Below are 20,369 nucleotides of genomic sequence, written 5' to 3'. Positions count from 1 at the left end.
TTGATGAATATTAGCTTAATACTTTGTACTCGAAATCGGAGAGATATATTGATTCATAATTTGGGTCTGTATGCAAATCAATTGAGTGGGAACGATGAAGTGATCATTGTCGATAGTAGTGATGAGCCTAAAGAGGTTTGTGTGGATGATATCCCCAATGCCAAATCAAACATTCGTTATTATCATACTCGACCGGGGTTACCTTTACAGCGGAATTATGGAATTAAGCGGGCCTCGTGTGATTTAGTGATGTTTTTAGATGATGATATTTATCTTTATGATGGAGTGTTGGATAGGGTAAAACTTTTTTTTGTACAAAATGGAGATTTTGAGGCAGTAACAGGTGCTTTATCCGAGAAAATTTTACCATCTCCTATCACACGGGTGTTCCAGTTTGTATTCGGAAAGTTATTTTTTACTTCTTACTTTGGGAAAACTTCTTTGACTCCGGGAGGATTACCGGTGATAGCATTGGATTCAGCAAAATCGCACGTTGCTAGATTTTTAAGGGGAGGGTTTTCCGTGTATAGACGTGGTGTTTTTGAGAAGATACAATATGATGAGCATTTTAAAGACTATGCTTATCTGGAAGATACAGATTTTTCCCATCAATTTAATGCTCATTTTAAAGCATATTTCTTAGATAGCTTCAAGGGATTCCATGCACACGAATCTACTAGCAATAAGGATCAAAGTAATTATAGAAAGCAGTACGTGTTGAATTACGTTTATATTTATAAAAAACACCATTTAGGTTCTGCTTTTAAAATGAATTGGGTTTTGTTCGGATTAATTATGGTTAATGGTATAAAAAGTCTAATGGAGAGAAATTATTCTTTTTATAAAGGTACTTTACAAGGAATAAGACAAATGCGCTTGGAGGGGCGTAAGTGAAATGGATAAGATATCTGTAATTATACCGGTTTATAATTTGTCGTCTTATATAGGACGTTGTTTGGATTCTGTAATTGTACAAACTTATAGTGAATTAGATGTTATTGTTATAAATGATGGCAGTAAAGATAATTCTTTGGAGATATTAGAAAAGTACGCTTTAAAAGATAAGAGAATAAAAATTGTAGATAAAGAAAATGGAGGTGTAACTTCTTGTCGACGGGTAGGACTCGAGTTAGCAAAAGGCGATTATGTTTTTTTCTTGGATGGAGACGATTGGTTAGAACGGGAAACTTTGGCTCATTTGTATTCATGTGCCAAAAACAAAGAAGCAGATATTGTTTTAGGGAATGTTTATTATAGTAGTGACATCAAGGACGAGGCGGTAGTGTCTTGTAGTTTCGATAGGATTTCATCAAAAGAATTTATTCATCAATTAGCGTATGGCAAGCAGTTGTGGAGTCTATGTATGAAGTTGATAAAAACGTCAGTTTGCAAAAAGATGGTTATTCCTGACGGGTTGAGTATGGCAGAGGATATGACCGGAATGTTGCAGTTGGCCTTTTATTCCAGTTTGATAGCTAAAAGCGATTATTACGGTTATCATTATTATCAGCGACCGGGAGCTTCAACTAAATCTCCGACGTTGAAGCATGCGAAAGATGCGTTAATTGCTGCGGAATATATTACCGATTTTTTCGAAAAGCAGGGAATGTATCAAGAATGTTTTGATGATATAGCAATTATAAATCTGCGTTGTTTGTTGACTAGCTGCAATCAAGGGGGAACGGATAGCAGAAGTCCTTTGGTCGAGAGAATTTATAAATCTTTCTATCGGAACGAGTATTTGTCATATTTTGGTATAGTTCATCGTGTGATATTGTATTGGTACAAAAAGGGAATTAATTTGTATAAGTTGTTATTATTATTTAGAAGGTGGAGATATGCTTAATGATAGGAGATTGTAGGGTTATAACGCATGTAAATTCAATCATAGAGAAGATTTGAAGTTTTAATGAATTAAATTAATTGCAATGAAGTTTTCAATAATAATCCCTGTTTACAATGTGGAAAAATATATAGTGAACTGTCTTAATTCTGTTTCAAATCAGTTGTATGATGATATAGAATGTATTATAGTTGATGATTGTTCGCCTGATAATTCAATGATACATGTTGCATCATTCCTTGAGCAATATGAAGGAAAGATTATTTTTAAAATTGTAACCCATGAAAAAAATCAGGGGCTTTCCGCAGCACGGAATTCAGGAGTGAAGATTGCAACGGGTGATTATTTGTTTTTCTTAGATAGTGATGATGAGTTATCCTTAAATGCATTGGAGCTATTTGCTAGTTATTTGAAAGAATATGGTAATGTTGATTTTTTGATTGGCAATTTTGAAGTTCTAGGACCTTTACATTATTCTTCTTTACAGGCAGAGTTTTTTTTGGACTCTACTGATGAAATTTTAGAAGCATATATTCATGGCAAGTGGCATGTTATGGCATGGGCTAAATTGATTAATCATGATTTTTTTTTAAAAGAGAATTTATGGTTTAAGGATGGTTTATTACATGAGGATGAGTTATTTTCTTTTCGATTGGCCGTGTCTGCGTCCAGAATGGTTTCTATAAAAGAAAGTGTGTATAGATATTTTATTCGGAATAATTCCATCATGTCAAATAAAAAAGAAAAAAATTATTGGGATTATTTATGGATTGTGGCTGAAAATGTGAAATTGGCATATAAACAAATACCTGAATCTTTTTATCCATTATTATATTCTTATTTTGTTTCTTTGCTATACACTCATTCTTTTTCAATACTAAATGAGAGTAACTTAAGAATTGAAGAAAAAAAGAAAATGATGGAGGAGGTTAAGGATTTGCTTTCAGTTATACAAGATATGGCACAAGATGAAAGTACGAAGATACGTTTAAAACGCAAAGTTTTGCGAGCCCCTTATCAAATTATTTTTATAGAAACAAGGATACATCGTTGGATTCAAAAGTTTTTTAATAAAAAAGGGTGATTTATGATACGAGTAAGTGTATTAATGCCTACATATAATCATGAGATTTTTATTGCTAAGGCGATTGATAGTTTTCTTGCGCAACAGGTGTGTTTTGATGTAGAGTTGTTGATAGGAGATGATTTTTCATCTGATAATACGGCTATTGTTGCCAAAGCTTATGCAGAAAAGTATCCTGATAAAATTCATTTTTTTCAGTATACGGAGAATAAAGGATTAATGCTTAATTATAAATACTTACTTGGGCAGGCTAAAGGGAAATATATAGCTATATTGGAAAGTGATGACGAGTGGATAGATCCGCTCAAACTTCAGAAACAGGTAGAAAAAATAGAAAATTCAAATAATTGTGGTTTGGTGTTTTCAAATTGGGTTATCATGGATTATAATTCGAATGAAACAGGGCGTTCAAAAACTCCAAGAAATAAGGTGGATTATTCTGGTTTATTGAAAGAAAATATGGTTGCAGCGGTGACTGTGTTGTTTTCGAGGGAAATGTTTGATTTGTATTGTAATATAGATGATTATATTTCGTTAAATTTTAAAACTTTTGATTATCCTGTTTGGTTATCAATAAGTGCCCATTCTAATGTAATTTATTTGGATGATTATACAGCGGGTTACCGTCACTTGGCAACCTCGATAAGTAATAATAGTAATTATCAAAAGGTTTTGGCTTTTAATCAAAGTGTTGATATTATTGTTCAATATGTTGTTGATAGATATGGTCGGGGCAGATTAGCGATACAAGAACTTGAGAATACTAAAATATTTCGTTATTTGATTCTTGCACTGCAATTTGGAAAGTTTTTTCAAGTGATGAAAATTGCTTGGAAGTTACATGTTGTTGATATAAGAACTTTTATTATAAAATTTTTTCCATGGATTTGGATTTGCAAAAATAGGAAGGTTGTTCGGACTAGGTGATAATTTTTTAATTGTAAATCTTTATTTTATCTTTGTGCTTCATAATGAAAAATATGTTAGTTACAGCTTCAATTGTTATATATAAGAATAAAAAAGAGGTATTAGATGCGGCGGTGAATAGTTTTCTTGATACGGAAATGGATGTTCGATTATATCTCGTAGACAATTCACCAAATGATATAATACGTAAGTGGTATTCTGATCCTCGAGTAGTATATATATTTAATAACAAGAATATAGGATTTGGTGCAGCTCATAATATAATCATGAGAGATACCTTTAAACTTGGTAAGTATCATTTGGTATTGAATCCTGATATTCGTTTTAAAAAAGGGACAATCGAGGCTTTGTATAAATTTATGGAAGAGAATCCCAATATAGGTAATTGTATGCCTAGAATTATATACCCTAACGGAGATTTACAGTATTTGTGCAAATTATTACCAACGCCTATAGATTGGATTATTCGAATGTTTATTCCTTTCAAAAAAGTAAGGGCTAAGATTGATTATTGGTTTGAGATGCGTTTTACAGGGTATGATAGGATAATGGATGTGCCATATTTATCTGGTTGTTTCATGTTTTTAAGGACAGAAATAATAAAGGAAATAGGTGTGTTTGATGAAGGTATTTTTATGTATGGTGAAGATACTGATTTAAACCGTCGGATTTTCCAAAAATATAGAACTGTTTATTTTCCGGAGCAAACGATTATTCATGATTTCGAAAAGGGATCTCATAAGAATTTGCGTTTGTTTTGGATTCACGTAAAGGCTGCTATTTATTATTTGAATAAGTGGGGATGGTTTTTGGATTCGGAGCGGAAAAGAATAAATCGTCAAATAAAAGAGCAATATCGGGTATAGTGAAATGGATGTAACTAATTATATTCTAGCTGATTTTAATTGAAATGATATGATCCAAAGCCTGAGGAAAGTTTCAGCATATTTATTTGGTTTGCGATTGTTGCGTACGGCAATGTCCGTGGTGACCGTGGCATTATCTGCTAAATATTTTGGTATTGGGATAGAGCGGGATGTTTGGTTGTTAGTCGTGGCATTTGTAACGACTATTAATTTGGCGGTGTGGGGACCTATTAATGAAACTTTTAGGACTAGATTTATATTTCTTCGAGAACAAGAAGGAGAATGTGAAGCCCTGCATAAGACGGCATCTTTGCTTTCTTTTATGATATTAGTAACGATAGTGATTTCTGTTTTAATTCTGCTTTTTCCTGACCTTCTGATGCGTATTATTGCTCCTTCTGTATCCAGTGAGAATAGTCATCTTTTTATTAAAATGCTATATTTGTTGGTACCAACTTTTCTTATCAATCAGTTGGTTGTTATAGGAACAAGCGTTTTAAATGCTTATGAATCATTTTATATACCAGAAATTGTAAACTTTTTTTCAGGAATTCTTCATATACTCTGTTTGTTGTTACTTGCTCCTGTGATTGGAATTGATTCGTTGATTATTTCCATGTATTTGAGTCTTTTATCGCTTTTATTTGTGCTTGTTTTTTATATTCATAAAAAGCAAATAAAGATAGGACGTTTGCCTTTGTTATTTTCTTGGAAAGCGGTAAAGCCATTCATTATTTTTTCCATTCCTTTCTTTATTCCTTATTTTGTATCACAGTGTAATGCAGTGGTTGAAAAAAGTATTTCGAATTTAATGGGAATTGGAGTTGTGTCGACAATTGACTATGCTCGTCGTTTTACAGAAGTGTTATTAGGAGTTTTTCTTGGGGTGTTAAGTTCCGTGTTGGTTCCAGTTTTGTCGAAACATTATTCGGATCATGATGAAGTTGGTTTTTTAGGTGTATTTAAGCAATATGTACAAGTTGTTTTTTTATTTCTTTCAGTAACACTTCCTTTGCTTATAGGTGCTGCCTTGCCGATAGATACATTTTTTTATTTTAGAGGAGGAATAACTATGGATACAGTATTAAATATGGCATTATTGACACAATTGTATGGAATTGCTTTTATAAGTGTTTCTCTTTACCTCTTTTTTGGGCTTTCTTTGCTAGCTCAAAATCAAGGGAAGAAGTATGCAATATGCGGAGCCTTGGCTCAAGTGAGCATGATTGTATTTGATGTTTTATTCTATAAAATGTTGGGAATTTATACTTTCGTTATTGCACTTTTTATTTCTCATACAATAATGGCTATTGTGATGTATTATTATTTGCGATTGATGGATAAAAAAGATGTCACAAAGTATATATTTCGTTATTTGTTTTTGTTACTATTGCTTATTGTAGTGCAAGTAGTGATTAACTATTATTTGCAAGGAATGCATATAGTTTTGCAAATATTGCTTCAAGGTATTTTTTTGTGCATAACCTTACTTTTATTAGGTTGGTTGTTTGGATTTAATCTAAAGCATTATATCATGATGATTAAAACGAAAATGGGATGAAAAGTGTAGTTTTTTTACTTCCTTGTTCGGCGACTCTTCCTGTAGGAGGATTTAAAGTTGTATACGAGTATGCAAACCGTTTGGTACAAGATGGTTTGCAGGTGTGTATTGTTTATGCGGCACAATTGTTTCCTGAAGAATTTTCTCTTGTGTATAGGTTACGTCGTAGGCATTATTACTGGCATTTAAAGCAGACAAAAGAATATTTACCTGATAAATGGTTTGTGTTGGATGAACGGATTCAGCAAAAATGGGTATATTCTCTTGAACAGAAGAATATTCCAATGGCAGATTATTATATTGCAACATCTTGGGAAACAGCCGAGTATTTGATGAATTATCAAGGGATTGATTCTTTGCAGAAGTTTTATTTTATTCAGCATTACGAAAAATGGAGTTGTAACGATGAAAGGCGTTTAATAGCTACATGGAAGGCTCCATTACATAAAGTTGTGATAGCTCCGTGGTTAGAGAATATTGCACATGAAATAGGTGAAGTGGCCGATGTTGTTGAAAATGGATTTGATTTTGATTGTTTCTATATAAGTAAGGAAATTCAAGGGCGTCAACATGATCGTATTGTAATGTTATATCATGAATTAATGTGGAAAGGTACACAAGATGCCTTTAAGGCTTTAGATATTGTAAAACGACAATATTCTAATTTGACCGTAAATTTGTTTGGAGTTTTTCCTAGACCAGAAAATCTTCCGGACTGGTATATATATTATCAGATGCCAAGTAAGGAAATTCTTAATCGAATATATAATGAGGCTTCAATATATATTGGTGCAAGTCATTCTGAGGGATGGGGACTGACTGTAGGTGAAGCAATGCAATGTGGTTGTGCGGTTGCGTGTACAGATAATGGTGGATATGCTGTGTTGGCTCATCATGAGGAAACGGCTTTGGTTAGTGCTGTGAAAAACGTAGATGCTCTGGCGATGAATGTGGTTCGATTAATTGAAGATCGAGAGTTACGCTTTAGGTTAGCTGTGGCTGGGAATCAATATGTTCAAGGTTTTACCTGGGAAAGAGCATATAGTAAATTTAAAAATGTATTGATAAAATGCTGAGAAAGTGATAGTTCGTTTTAGTAACTTGAAATGTTTCCAAGAGAATCTTAAGTAAATGTTATAGTATTGTTAAAAACAAAAAAACTCACGTTGTTGACGCAACCTTTATCATATCTTCGCATCTTGAAAGTAAAAAGCAACACACACAACACACTATTATTAATTATATGAATACAAATCAAACATTTAAGGTCTACACGACGTAAACAAGCTTTGGAAAACGAGGAGGCGTTTTTCGGGTAAAATGAATAACGCATTAAGGAGATTGTTTAGGGTCCATAAAATGGACAAAGTAAGATTTTATGCCGTTTAAATAGATCGAGGAATGAAAAGAATATTGATAATTGGAGGGAGTAGCTTTATCGCTGGACAGTTTATTCGGAATTACCAGTCGGTGGATTCGATAACTTGTTATAGTCGGCGTCCTACAGGATACGATAAGGAAATCGTGGTAAAGGCGTTTTGGGATATGCCTGTGGAGTCGTTCGTCGGGTTTGACGCAGTAATTAATTTTGCTGCTATCGTACACCGTCCGGAAGAGAAGAATCAGGAACTTTATGATGAGGTGAATTATCGTATGGCTTGCGTGTTGGCTCAGAAAGCCCGTCAGGCAGGCGTTCGTCAATTTATTCAAATGAGTACGATTGCCGTGTTTGGTACTGCCAGTCGTATTTCTACAGCAACACCGGAAATGCCGAGGACTTATTATGGAAGTTCTAAGTTGAAAGCTGATAAGGAGTTGTTGGCGATGAGTGATCACGAGTTCAAGACAGTGATTATTCGTCCCCCGATGGCTTATGGTGGTGGTATGGCACCGGGAAATATGATGCGTTTGATTCGTTTGGTGAATCGTCATATACCGCTTCCGTTCGGTTCGGCTCGGAATCGTCGTGATTTTATTAACGTGAAGAATTTGATAGAGTTTATCCATTTAACCGTGGAGAAAGAGGCTGAAGGTATTTTCTACCCGACAGATAAAGAACCCTATTCAACACGTAATGTTATAGAGGTGATTTCAGAACAGTTGGGTGTTCACACGATTAATTTACCTTCCCCGTCTTTGTTTTTGAGAATGGTTGAGAAAATTCGCCCGGATCTTTATCAGAAGTTGTGGGGTGATGTTGTGATAGATCGTCAATTGGCTTTAAATTCTATCGGTTATGAACCTCGTTATACTTTGGAAGACGGGATTCGTGAGATGGTTGAATCGTTCAAGCAAAGGAAATGATAGACTGGATTTACGGGTTTGTTCTTCTTCTACTTTTTGTGATGGAGAACATTTATTTTAAAATAGCGGAAAGATACAAGATCATGGATATTCCTAACGAGAGGAGTTCCCATCATACAATTACCCTGCGAGGAGGCGGGGTGATTTTTTATTTGGGAGTGCTCGTTTACGGGTTGACTTTCGGTTTTTTCGCCCCGTGGTTTTTGTGCGGGTTGACGTTGGTGGCGGTAGTGAGTTTTATGGATGATATGCATCCGCTTTCGGCGAAGTTGCGTTTGCTGGTGCAGACTTTTGCTTTGTTGCTTTTGTTGTTGCAGTTGGGGGTGCACGAGGTTTCGTGGGGATACGTGATTGTGGCTTTGTTCGTTTGCTTGGCTGTTCTGAATATATACAATTTTATGGATGGCATCAACGGGATTACCGGGGGATATAGCTTGGTTGTACTGTTGGCTTTGTGGGGGATAAACGCTTGGGTAATACAGATTGCGCCTGCGGGTTTTATTCCGGTGGTTATTCTGTCATTGTTGGTATTTAATTTCTATAATTTCAGGACTTGCGCGAGGTGTTTTTCCGGTGACGTGGGGGCTGTTGCTATTGCTTTTATACTTCTTTTCCTGCTAGGGACTTTTATCATGCGCACGGGGGAGATTTCGGTGTTGATTTTATTGGGCGTGTACGGGGTTGACGGTGTGTTGACAATTATTCATCGTTTGATGTTGAAAGAGAATATAGGACAACCGCATCGGAAGCATTTGTATCAATTGTTGGCTAACGAGGCGAAGATTCCCCATTTGTCGGTATCTTTTTTTTATATGGCAACACAGGCGCTTGTCGGGGGAGGGTATTTGCTTGTTTTGAAATATGCTCCGGCGTATACTCTTTTTTACGCTATCGTGAGTTTGGTGGTGCTTGTGGCGGTTTATCTTCCGTTGCGTCGTAAATATTACGCTTTATTGGAAGAGAAGTAATATTTTTCGCGTATCCATTTTTCATTTTCAATTAATACAGTATCTTTGCGGTCGATCCGGCTATTCGGTTTACGGTTTGCCCCGTGAGGGGGCGGTTTGGCTGTAAACCGAGAGGATGGTTGCGTAAAAACATTCAAAAAAAGTAATATGAGATTTTTAATATTGATCGTACTAATACTTGGCGTATCGAGGTTTGCTTTTGCCCAAATGTCAGATACACAAGTGGTAGAAGCTGTGAAAGAGGCACAGGCTCAAGGCAAGAGTCAAGATGAGATTGTGGTCATGTTGGCAGAAAAGGGGGTAACTAAAGAACAGGTTTTGCGAATTAAAGAACATTACGAGAAAGATCAGGCTACTCAAGGTGGTTTGGCACAGGGAAAACGGGAGCGATTGGAAACTATTTCTGTCGGTAACCGGGATGTAGTGTTGGTCACTGAAGGTAATAAAACGAGTGTTTTCGGAAGGAACCTTTTTAGTAATAAGAATCTTACTTTTGAACCAAATTTGAATATTCCGACACCGGATAATTACAAGTTGGGACCGGGAGATGAGGTGATTGTTGATATTTGGGGAAATTCGGAAACTACAATCCGTCAAGTGATTTCTCCGGAAGGGAATATTAACGTGCCGGGAATTGGACCGATTTATTTGAATGGTAAGCAGATTAAAGAAGCTTCTTCTTATTTGACGAATGTGTTCGGGCGAATTTATTCGGATTTAATATCGGGTGACCCGAAGACTTTTTTAAAGCTTTCTTTAGGGCAAATACGAAGTATTCGGGTGAATGTCATGGGTGAGGTCGTTATGCCGGGAACTTACACGTTGCCGTCGTTGGCAACTATTTTTCATGCGTTATATTCTGCGGGCGGGGTGAGTAATGTCGGAACGTTGCGAGATGTAATATTGTACCGAAACGGGAGACCGTTCAAACATATTGATGTGTATGAATATATAATGAAGGGTGATGATAGTGTTGATATTACCTTGCAGGATGGTGATTTGATAAATATCGGTACGTACCAAAAAATAGTGACGATCTCGGGAAATGTAAAACGTCCGATGCGTTATGAATTGAAAAATGACGAAAGTTTGGAACAATTGTTGGAGTACGCAGGAGGGTTTTCCAGTAATGCATATAAAAAGAATTTGAACGTGAGTCGTAAAGGTGATACCGAATATCAAATGTTTACGCTCTTTAGTGACGAATACCCTTCTTTTATCATGGAAAACGGGGATGTTGTGAAAGTTGATTCAATTTTGAATAAATATGAAAATAAGGTTTCTGTAACCGGTGCTGTATTCCGTCCCGGGGATTACGCGATTAACCCCATGATTGTGACTTTGAAGGATTTGCTTGCGATAGCCGAGGGACCAAGAGAGGATGCTTTCTTGAATCGGGCTATATTGTATCGCGAGAGAGAAGATTTAACTCGTGAAGCTCTTGCAATAGATCTTGGTAAATTTATAAAAGGTGAAGTTGAGGATATTGTTTTGAGGAAGAATGACGTGTTGTATGTCCCCTCGAAAACCGCTTTGCGAGAAGGTTACGTGATACAAATCCGAGGAGAAGTGAAGAACCCGAAAGAATATAATTTCGTGGAGGATATGACCATAGAGGATGCAATTATTCAAGCCGGGGGACTTTTGGAGTCGGCATCCGAGGTACGAGTGGATGTTTCCCGAAGAATAAAATCACCGAAAAGTACGACCGAGGCACCAGAAGAGGCGGAATTATTCACGTTCGCGTTGAAGGACGGGTTGATGGTGGATGGTATTAAGAATTTCGTTCTGGAACCGTTTGATGAGATTTACGTGCGTCGTTCGCCGGGATACCGGGAGCAACAGAACGTGAGGGTTGACGGAGAGATACTTTATCCGGGGACGTACGCGAAAACATCTATTAATGATAGGCTTTCAGATTTGGTGGCACGTGCCGGTGGAATAACATCTAAGGCTTACCTGAGAGGCGCTCGTTTGGAGCGTCGGATGAATCAGGATGAACGAATGAGGATGGCGTCAGCCCAAAAGTTGGCAAAATTTACGGAAGGTGATTCCATATCTATGGAAAGTTTGGATTTAGCTCAGACTTATTTTGTTGGTATTGACTTGGAAAAAGCTTTGGCTAATCCGGGAGGAGAGGATGATTTGGTACTTCGAGAGGGTGATGTTTTGCATATTTCTAATTTTGTGAATACGGTAAAAATCAGTGGAGCGGTAATGTACCCGAATGCGGTTACATACAAGAATAAAATGAAGTTGAGAGATTATATAGATAATGCCGGAGGATATGCTATGAACGCTAAAAAGCGTAGGGCTTACGTGATTTATCCGAATGGGACATTGGCGGTACGGAGAGGGGGACGGAATCCGAAAATTGAACCGGGATGTGAGATTATAGTCCCGATGAAGTTGGAGCGAAAGAATAGATTGGGTTTACCTGAAATATTAAGTCTGACTTCTTCGACGACTTCTATTGCCGCTATGGTTACATCAATTCTTAATAGCACGAAGTAGTATGGAACAGGAGATAAAAAGACAGACAAATCAGATTCCGCAAGATGAAGAGATTGATTTGGTGGAAGTCATCCGGAAATTGTGGAAGAACCGTAAGTTAATCATTAAGATCACGGTTGTCTTTATGGTGATAGGTGTGCTGGTTGCTCTTTTTAGTCCGAAAGAGTATTCTGCAGGGTGTACAATGGTTCCGCAAGTGGGAGATAAGAAAGCAAGTGGCGGATTGAGTGGTTTGGCTTCGATGGTGGGTATTAATTTGGGTTCCATGGGTGGGGGGGAAGTTCTTGCCCCGACGATTTATCCCAAGATATTGGCAAGTATCCCTTTTAAAAAGGAGTTGATGGCGACACCATTGAAATTCGAGGAATACGAACAACCTGTTACTTTGTTTGATTATTACACGAAAGACGAGTATAAAAAATTCAGTCTTTTCGGGGTTGTTAAAAAGTACACGATTGGTTTGCCGGGGGTAATCATCGGCGCTATTCGAGGGGAAGATACAACACAAATTATGGCGGAGCAAGGCTCGGCGATTCAATCGCTTTCGAAGGATGAAAAAGATGTCGCCGAGATATTGGATAAGATTGTTTCGTTGAACGTGAATGATAAAGACGGATACGTGCAGTTGTCTGCTTCTATGCCTGAGCCTTTAGCCGTAGCACAGTTGGCACAACAAGCGCAGAAGTTGTTGCAAGAGTACATCACTCGTTTCAAGATTGAGAAGGTGCAGTCGAATCTGGACTTCGTGCAAAAACAATATGATAAGGCGAAAGAACGTTACGAGGTAAGGCAGGATGAACTTGCCAAGTTCCGGGATGCCAATAAAGGATTTGTTTCGGCTGTGGCCAAGACGAGGGAGGATATGTTGACTAACGAGTATAATCTTGCCTATAGTGTATACTCGGAATTGGCGAAGCAATTGGAACAGGCTGAAATCGCCGTGAATGAAACAACCCCTATATTAACGGTTGTTGAGCCGGTAGTGGTTCCCGTGGAACGCTCGAAACCCAAAAGAGGGTTGATATGTGTGCTTTTTACATTCTTGGGTGGTTTTGCCGGAATAGGTGTGGTGTTGGGATTACCGTTTTTGGCTAACACGTTCGGGAATGATAAATTGAAGAAATGGATAAAAGAATAGTCCGGAGCTGAGGGGCTGTAATTAAAATCACGAGGGCGGAGAACATTTTATTTTCCGCCCTCGTGATTTTTTTTCGAATGGTGTTAATCCTTTTCCGTGTAGGTCGTGTAATTAAGATGTGTATTAAAAGTAAAATCTTAAATTTAGAAACATGAAGAATTTAATCTACATCGGTCTGACACTCCTGTTTGTCGCATGTGCCACAGACCCCCAGAAGGAAATGGAAAAGAAATTGCTTGGAGAGTGGTGTAATCCTTACACCTACCAGTCCACGGGAGAATTGAAGGGATTCCGTTTCAAGAAAGGTGGTATTTGTGAAAGTATCAATATCCCTAGTCTGGATCTGAAAACTTGGGAGATTCAGGAGGGGTATCTGATCATTAAGGGGGAAAGTATCGAGGATGACGGAACGAGAGAAGAGTACTTGACGAAAGAGAAAATTACACAGTTGAGCTCAGACAGCCTCTCTTTGCTCGTGAGTGCCGGACCGCCGCGTATCGCGTTCCTGTATTTGAACACCAAAATTATCAAAGAACGAGTAACCCCTCAAAAGTAAAAGACTATGTGCCGTTTATCATATATCGTTATTCTCTGTTTTATTCATGTGTTTTTAGTTTCCTTTGCCTGTTTAGCGCAGAAAAAGGTGTTAGATGAAGAGGCTTACCGGAAGTGGCGGAGGGTTGACAGCTACAAGTTGTCGCCCGACGGGAAGTGGGTAATGTACCGGTACATGTATTTCGATAATGATGCGGCAAACAAGGTTGCCCGAAATATTTATTATTTCTATGATGTAAAAACCGGGAGAACGAGCACTTTGGAGTGTCCGGATTCTCCCGAGTTTTTTGCCGGGGGCGAGTGGATTGTTTACGGTAAGAAGGAAGGTGACGATGTGATTCGTGTGGCGCGTTGTTTGCGGAACAAGAAGGAGGTCTGTCTGCGAGAGGGTGTGGAACTCAATTCCGTTATCCCCTTGGCCGCGTATCAAACGAATGATACGCTGGTCGTGAAAAATATACAGACGAATGATAGTCTGGTTTTGACGGGTGTCGGCACTTATTGCCTTTACGATAAGGATTGGAAGATTGTCTACCTGAAGCGGGAAGCCGATAGCCATACGATTTATTTCGGTTCACGGAATAAGGCGGGCAAGTACGAATGCCTGTATCGGGATACCACGAAACGGTTGGAGCATTTTTATTTCAACGAGTGGGGAAAGGACGGCGGATTTTATTTTGCTGGGGATGAAGGTGAGAAAGGATATTATACTTTTTCATTGAAAGACAAACGGGTGACGGAACTTCTGGATGCGGACCGGATAGAAGTAATGGACGTGAATATGCGGTCTGTGCGACAATTGGGAAAATCGAAACGTTCTATATTCGAGAAACACAAAACTCCGAAAGCTGCAAAGCCCAAGGGGGAGAAAGACGAGGGTTTTACCCTTGAACTTTGGAGTTGGAACGATCCGGTGATTCCCTCGCAACAAGCGATAAGCGGGTATCGTCCAGCCGTGCCCACTCCCGAACGGTTTATATCGGACGCGGCGGGCGGCGGGTGTATACAACTTTGTGAGGCAGGTCACCCGGAATTGTATATGCCTGATACGGATGCTCCTGTTTATGCTTACGAGAAGGATGAAAAGCCTTATCTGAACAAGCGGGACTGGCTGCATGACACTCGTTTTGATTTGTATCTGGTGAATCTGGTTACCGCGGAGCACCAATTGGTGGCGGAATCTTTGACTCGCCGGATTTACTGGAGTCCCAAGGGGGATTATTTACTCTATTACGATAACGGCAAGCGTTCATGGGTAGTACTGGAACCGGGTACGTTAAACCGCAGGGTGCTAACCGATGAAATTCCTTACCCGTTACACGACGAATTGTACGATCGCCCGAATCCTGCACCGCCTTACGGTATAGCGGGATGGAGTAAGGACGGGAGGCGGCTTCTTGTTTATGATCGTTTCGATATTTGGGTAGTAGACTTGACCGGAGAAAAAACGTATTGTTGGACGTGCGAGGAAGGGCGTAAACGTAACACGATATTCCGTTTGTTTAATATCGATTGGGATATTATTCAAGTGGATATGGAGCGAGAGAATCGTGTCATGTCTACGGATTGGACGACAAAGAATACGGGTGTCTGGGCGTTGTCCCCGTCCGGAAAACTTGCACCTAAGATTGAAGGTGCTTTTATGTTGACGATTACCCAACAGTCTGCCGACGGGAATACGTTGTTGTGCACGAAACAGAATTACTATGAAGACCGGGATTTGTGGATTATCGATCCCTCGTTCAGGAAGATGCGGAAGGTCACGGATGTCAACCCGCAACGGGCCGATTATAAATGGGGAACGGTGCAGCAGGTGGAGTGGACGAATTATGACGGGAAAGTCAATCAAGGATTACTCTATCTACCGGATGATTACGACAAGAACAAGAGTTACCCGACGATAGTGACATTCTATGAAACCCATACTCCCGAGATGCACCTTCATCCCGTGCCCGGGTTGAGTCACGCTATGATTGACGTCCCCACGTATGTCAGCAAGGGATATATTGTATTTCAACCGGATGTTTATTTCGAGATAGGCAACCCGGGGAAAAGTTCTTACAATGCGGTTGTGAGCGGAACAAAAGCTTTGATTGACAGAGGAATCATTGATCCGAAACGGGTAGGTTTGCAGGGACATAGTTGGTCGGGGTTTCAGACCGCGTATCTGGTGACGAGAACCGATATGTTCACCTGCGTGAATATCGGTGCAGCTTTGATCAACCTGACCTCTGTCTATACCGGGATCCGGGAAGAAAGCGGTGTCCCTTGTATGTTGATGTACGAGGATTGGCAATGTCGCATGGGGACTACCTTGTGGGAAAATCTGGAGGGGTATATCGAGAATTCACCCTTGTTGTTTGCCGATCGGATTCATACCCCGGCGTTGATTTTCCATTGTGATAAGGACGGGGCTGTTTCCTATTATGACGGTAGAAATCTTTTTCTTGCCTTGCGACGTCTGCAACGTCCGGCATGGATGTTGAATTATGTCGGGGAAGGTCATTTCTTGAATGCACGCCCGGCACAAAAGGACTGGACGATACGGATGGAACAATTTTTCAATCACTATCTCAAGAATGAACCTATGCCCCGGTGGATGAAAGAGGGTATTAATATCCACGAGCGGGGATACGACCAGAAGTATGATTTTTAATCATTAAATAGTGGGGTTAAAGAATCCATGCAGGGTGCATGGATTTTTTTATTTCAAATTCTTTGGTTTCGTTTGAAGAAACTTATTAAAGTTATAACTTTGAAAGTCCCAATTTTACATGAGGTGGACGGTATAAAATAAAAGTAGATTATGAAGAATTTTGCAATTTTCGGTGTAGCAGGATATATAGCCCCAAGACACCTGCGTGCGATCAAAGACACGGGGAATAATTTGGTGGCAGCGTACGATAAGTTTGATAGTGTCGGAATCATGGACAGTTATTTCCCGAACTGTTCTTTCTTCACGGAGATGGAGTTGTTTGACAGGCATTGTTCCAAGTTGAAGAAAACGACCGATCGGGTGGACATGGTTTCTATCTGTACACCGAATTATTTGCACGACGCGCATATCCGTTACGGTTTGCGGTTGGGGGCGGACGTGATTTGCGAGAAACCGCTGGTGTTGAACCCGTGGAATATAGATGCACTAGAAGACGTGGAGCGGGAAACGGGACACAAGGGGTACACGATTTTGCAGTTGCGTTTGCATGATTCAATCAAGGCGTTGAAAAAGAAAATTGACGAGGGACCGAAAGATAAAGTGTATGACGTGGACTTGACATATATTACTTCCCGGGGGAACTGGTATTACACGAGTTGGAAAGGTGACGAACGCAAGAGCGGAGGTGTGGCCACGAATATCGGGGTGCATTTTTATGATATGTTATCATGGATATTCGGTCCGGTGAAAGAGAATATCGTGCACGTGATGAGTCACGACCGGGTAGCAGGCTTTTTGGGACTGGAAAAAGCACGGGTACGTTATTTCTTGAGTATCAACGCCGATAATCTGCCGGAGAATGCCGTGCAGGGAGAGAAACGGACATTCCGCTCGATACAAATCGAGGGGGAAGAATTCGAGTTTAGTCAAGGATTCACGGAGTTGCACACGGAGAGTTTCCGTCAGATTCTGGCGGGTAACGGATTCCGCATCGAGGAAGCCCGGAATTGTATCGGTATCGTGCATGATATTCGGCACGCTACCCCGATCGGCTTGAAAGGTGATTATCACCCGTTGGCAAAGTTGCCTTTGGCGAAACATCCGTTCGGGTGGAACCGATAATTGATTTTAGATTTTAAATTTTAGATTGAATGATTACTGGTTTTAATGATATATAATGTGGTGAGGAACGGTAAAATTCATGTGGTTGAAATGAACTTGCAACCTGTGAACCTGTAACTTGTAACTCGCCGAAGGCGAATAAAATATGCAGATAATAGATAACGAATTATTGGATGAAGTATCCCGGCAGGCGAGGGAAAGCGAGCGTTTGCGGATGAATTATAATTTTCATGATTCATTGGATGCGAAAGCGCAACGTTTGCTGAATGCACTGGAACCGGGAACGGAATTGCCTGTTCATCGTCATTGTATGACGGCGGAAACTTATATTGTGCTCCGCGGAAGGATTCGCGTGTATTTTTATGATGATGACAAGCGGGTGACGGAAGAAGTGGAACTTGCTCCGTCGGAGGGAAATTATGGTATTCATATTCCTGCCGGGCAATGGCACACGCTGGAAGTTATGGAGAAGGACACCGTGATATTCGAGGTGAAAGACGGGCCTTACACTCCTATCGAACCGAAAGACCGATTGGAAATTTAGAATGATCGAGATAATTCTAAATTCTAAATTTTAAATTCTAAATTATGGTTATGTTTGACAAGTTGATAAATAAGGAGGCGAAGTTGGCGTTGGTTGGGTTGGGATACGTGGGGTTGCCGATAGCGTTGGAGTTCGCGAAGCAGATTGCTGTGATAGGTTTTGATATAAACGAGGTGCGTTTGGCAAAAATGCGGGAACATATAGATCCGAGTGATGAATTAGGTGCGGAGGCATTCGAGAACACGGACATCGAGTTTACTTCTTCGGTAGACGTGTTGCGGGAAGCATCGTTTTATATCGTGGCTGTGCCCACCCCGATAGATCGTTTTAACCAACCGGATTTAACTCCTTTGTTGTCAGCATCCCGCACCGTGGGAAAAGCGTTAAAGAGAGGCGATTACGTGGTATACGAATCCACGGTTTACCCCGGTTGCACGGAGGAGGACTGTGTTCCGATTCTGGAAGAGGTTTCCGGGTTACGGGCAGGGGTGGATTTCAAGATCGGTTATTCCCCGGAACGGATTAACCCCGGTGATAAGGTACACACGTTGACGAATACAGTGAAAATAGTGTCCGGCGGTGATGCGGAAACATTGGAAACCGTGGCGAAAGTGTACGAGTTGGTGGTGAAAGCAGGGGTGCATCGGGCCCCGTGTATTAAAGTTGCCGAGGCGGGTAAGATTATCGAGAATACCCAGCGGGACGTCAATATTGCCTTGATGAACGAATTGTCTATTATTTGCAGTCGTATCGGAATCAACACGTATGATGTACTGGAAGCTGCCGGGACAAAATGGAATTTCTTGAAGTTCTATCCCGGCTTGGTCGGGGGACATTGCATAGGTGTCGATCCTTATTATTTGGTACACAAGGCAAAAGAATTGAAATATCACCCGCAAATGATTAATGCCGGGCGGTTCGTGAACGATACAATGGGCGGGTATATTGCCAAAAAAATCGTGAAGCGAATGATCGCCATGGGCAAGAATATACTGGGAGCGAGGGTGCTGGTGATGGGTATCACGTTTAAAGAGAACGTGGCGGATATCCGTAATTCAAAAGTGGTGGATATCGTGAACGAGTTGAAAGATTTCGGGGTTGACGTGGATGTTACAGACCCGCATGCCGATCCGGAAGAAGTTCTTCGGGAATACGGTTTTTCATTGATTGAACAGCCGAGAGCGAACTATGACGCGATAATTGTTGCCGTTTCTCATAAAGAATATATAGATTTGGACGAAGCGTATTTCCGGGGATTGACTTATGAACATGCCGTGCTCGGGGATGTGAAAGGTATCTACCGGGGAAAAATTCATCAGATGAAATACTGGAGCCTATAAATAAAATGATAACTTCGCGTCATAAATAGAAGATATGAAAGGAATTGTATTAGCCGGTGGATCCGGGACCAGGTTATATCCAATTACCAAAGGCGTATCGAAGCAGTTGTTGCCGATATACGACAAACCGATGGTTTACTATCCGATTTCAGTATTGATGCTGGCGGGAATTAGGGATATTTTAATTATTTCAACGCCTCAAGATTTACCGGGCTTCGAGCGTCTGTTGGGTGACGGCTCCGATTACGGGGTGCGTTTCACGTACGCGGAACAACCGAGTCCGGACGGGTTGGCACAGGCGTTTATTATCGGCGAGGAGTTTGTCTGTGATGATTCCGTGTGTCTGGTGTTGGGAGATAACATCTTTTACGGCCAACATTTCACGGGAATGCTGTTGGACGCGGTAAAACATGCCAAGGAAGAAAACAAAGCTACCGTATTCGGTTATTGGGTGAATGATCCCGAACGGTACGGCGTGGCAGAATTTGATAAGGACGGGAACGTTTTGAGTATCGAGGAAAAACCAAAACAACCGAAGTCCAATTATGCCGTGGTCGGTTTATATTTTTACCCGAACGAGGTCGTGAAAGTGGCGAAGACAATAAAACCGTCCGCTCGCGGTGAATTGGAAATCACTACCGTGAATCAGGCTTTTCTGGAGAAAGGTGATTTGAAGGTACAGTTGTTGGGACGCGGGTTCGCGTGGTTGGATACGGGTACTCATGATTCATTGGCGGAAGCGTCTACTTTCGTGGAGGTGATTGAAAAACGCCAAGGTTTGAAAATTGCCTGTCTGGAAGAAATTGCTTATCGTAAAGGATGGATTGAAGCAGAACAGTTAAAGGGATTAGCCCAACCCATGATTAAAAATCAATACGGACAGTATTTGTTGAAATTACTGGAGTAATTTCAACAAGTTGCAGGTTGCGTGTGTCGTATTATTAAAG

At 40.2% G+C, this 20,369-nt stretch carries 17 protein-coding genes; all 17 read left to right on the top strand.

Annotation, left to right across the window (positions count from 1 at the left end; genetic code table 11):
* The first annotated feature begins 3 nt into the window (after positions 1-3).
* The 17 genes from L0M98_RS10945 (at position 4) to rfbA (ending at position 20,329) form a co-directional block, all read left to right on the top strand.
* Positions 4-894, top strand: a complete 891-nt coding sequence (locus tag L0M98_RS10945) for a glycosyltransferase family 2 protein (protein ID WP_227215881.1) — start codon at positions 4-6, stop codon at positions 892-894.
* Position 895: 1 nt separating this feature from the next.
* Positions 896-1,846, top strand: coding sequence for a glycosyltransferase family 2 protein (locus L0M98_RS10940; protein WP_227215880.1), 951 nt, complete (start codon positions 896-898; stop codon positions 1,844-1,846).
* Positions 1,847-1,928: 82 nt separating this feature from the next.
* Positions 1,929-2,927, top strand: coding sequence for a glycosyltransferase family 2 protein (locus L0M98_RS10935; RefSeq protein ID WP_227215879.1), 999 nt, complete (start codon positions 1,929-1,931; stop codon positions 2,925-2,927).
* A 3-nt stretch (positions 2,928-2,930) separates the two neighbouring features.
* On the top strand, positions 2,931-3,854 hold the full coding sequence (locus tag L0M98_RS10930) for a glycosyltransferase (RefSeq protein ID WP_227215878.1): 924 nt from the start codon (positions 2,931-2,933) through the stop codon (positions 3,852-3,854).
* A 53-nt stretch (positions 3,855-3,907) separates the two neighbouring features.
* Positions 3,908-4,720 (top strand): glycosyltransferase family 2 protein, encoded by an 813-nt coding sequence (locus L0M98_RS10925; RefSeq protein WP_227215877.1) that lies wholly within the window; start codon positions 3,908-3,910, stop codon positions 4,718-4,720.
* A 49-nt stretch (positions 4,721-4,769) separates the two neighbouring features.
* Positions 4,770-6,281, top strand: coding sequence for a lipid II flippase MurJ (locus tag L0M98_RS10920; protein ID WP_227215876.1), 1,512 nt, complete (start codon positions 4,770-4,772; stop codon positions 6,279-6,281).
* Positions 6,278-7,357 (top strand): glycosyltransferase family 4 protein, encoded by a 1,080-nt coding sequence (locus L0M98_RS10915; RefSeq protein ID WP_227215875.1) that lies wholly within the window; start codon positions 6,278-6,280, stop codon positions 7,355-7,357. Before L0M98_RS10920 ends, L0M98_RS10915 begins: the two co-directional genes overlap by 4 nt.
* A 325-nt stretch (positions 7,358-7,682) precedes the next feature.
* The gene (locus L0M98_RS10910) at positions 7,683-8,585 is read left to right on the top strand and encodes an NAD-dependent epimerase/dehydratase family protein (protein ID WP_186976333.1); all 903 of its coding nucleotides are present in this window, start codon (positions 7,683-7,685) and stop codon (positions 8,583-8,585) included.
* Positions 8,582-9,553: an MraY family glycosyltransferase gene (locus L0M98_RS10905; RefSeq protein WP_227215874.1), complete on the top strand. Its 972-nt coding sequence runs from the start codon at positions 8,582-8,584 to the stop codon at positions 9,551-9,553. The genes L0M98_RS10910 and L0M98_RS10905 overlap by 4 nt, the downstream gene beginning before the upstream one ends.
* 147 nt (positions 9,554-9,700) lie before the next feature.
* On the top strand, positions 9,701-12,067 hold the full coding sequence (locus L0M98_RS10900; protein ID WP_227215873.1) for an SLBB domain-containing protein: 2,367 nt from the start codon (positions 9,701-9,703) through the stop codon (positions 12,065-12,067).
* Position 12,068: 1 nt separating this feature from the next.
* Positions 12,069-13,205 carry a Wzz/FepE/Etk N-terminal domain-containing protein gene (locus L0M98_RS10895; RefSeq protein WP_227215872.1) on the top strand — a complete coding sequence of 379 codons (1,137 nt, stop codon included), beginning with the start codon at positions 12,069-12,071 and terminating at the stop codon, positions 13,203-13,205.
* A gap of 151 nt (positions 13,206-13,356) precedes the next feature.
* Positions 13,357-13,761, top strand: coding sequence for a lipocalin family protein (locus L0M98_RS10890; RefSeq protein ID WP_099293599.1), 405 nt, complete (start codon positions 13,357-13,359; stop codon positions 13,759-13,761).
* A 6-nt stretch (positions 13,762-13,767) separates the two neighbouring features.
* Positions 13,768-16,416: an alpha/beta hydrolase family protein gene (locus L0M98_RS10885; RefSeq protein WP_237961688.1), complete on the top strand. Its 2,649-nt coding sequence runs from the start codon at positions 13,768-13,770 to the stop codon at positions 16,414-16,416.
* A gap of 150 nt (positions 16,417-16,566) precedes the next feature.
* Complete coding sequence (locus tag L0M98_RS10880) at positions 16,567-17,538, top strand: Gfo/Idh/MocA family oxidoreductase (RefSeq protein ID WP_099293597.1); 972 nt, start codon at positions 16,567-16,569, stop codon at positions 17,536-17,538.
* Between the two features lie 145 nt (positions 17,539-17,683).
* Entirely contained in the window at positions 17,684-18,082 is a 399-nt protein-coding gene (locus tag L0M98_RS10875) for a WbuC family cupin fold metalloprotein (RefSeq protein ID WP_099293596.1), read from the top strand.
* A 50-nt stretch (positions 18,083-18,132) separates the two neighbouring features.
* On the top strand, positions 18,133-19,422 hold the full coding sequence (locus tag L0M98_RS10870; RefSeq protein ID WP_099294686.1) for a nucleotide sugar dehydrogenase: 1,290 nt from the start codon (positions 18,133-18,135) through the stop codon (positions 19,420-19,422).
* Positions 19,423-19,456: 34 nt separating this feature from the next.
* A complete protein-coding gene (gene rfbA, locus L0M98_RS10865; RefSeq protein WP_227215870.1) occupies positions 19,457-20,329 on the top strand; it encodes a glucose-1-phosphate thymidylyltransferase RfbA in 873 nt (290 codons plus the stop codon).
* Positions 20,330-20,369: the final 40 nt, after the last annotated feature.

Origin of the sequence: Butyricimonas sp. DFI.6.44 (assembly GCF_022132345.1) — a bacterium.
Lineage (GTDB): Bacteria > Bacteroidota > Bacteroidia > Bacteroidales > Marinifilaceae > Butyricimonas > Butyricimonas muris.
Note: the sequence above shows the minus strand (reverse complement) of the source record. Positions and strands in the feature narration are given on the sequence as shown.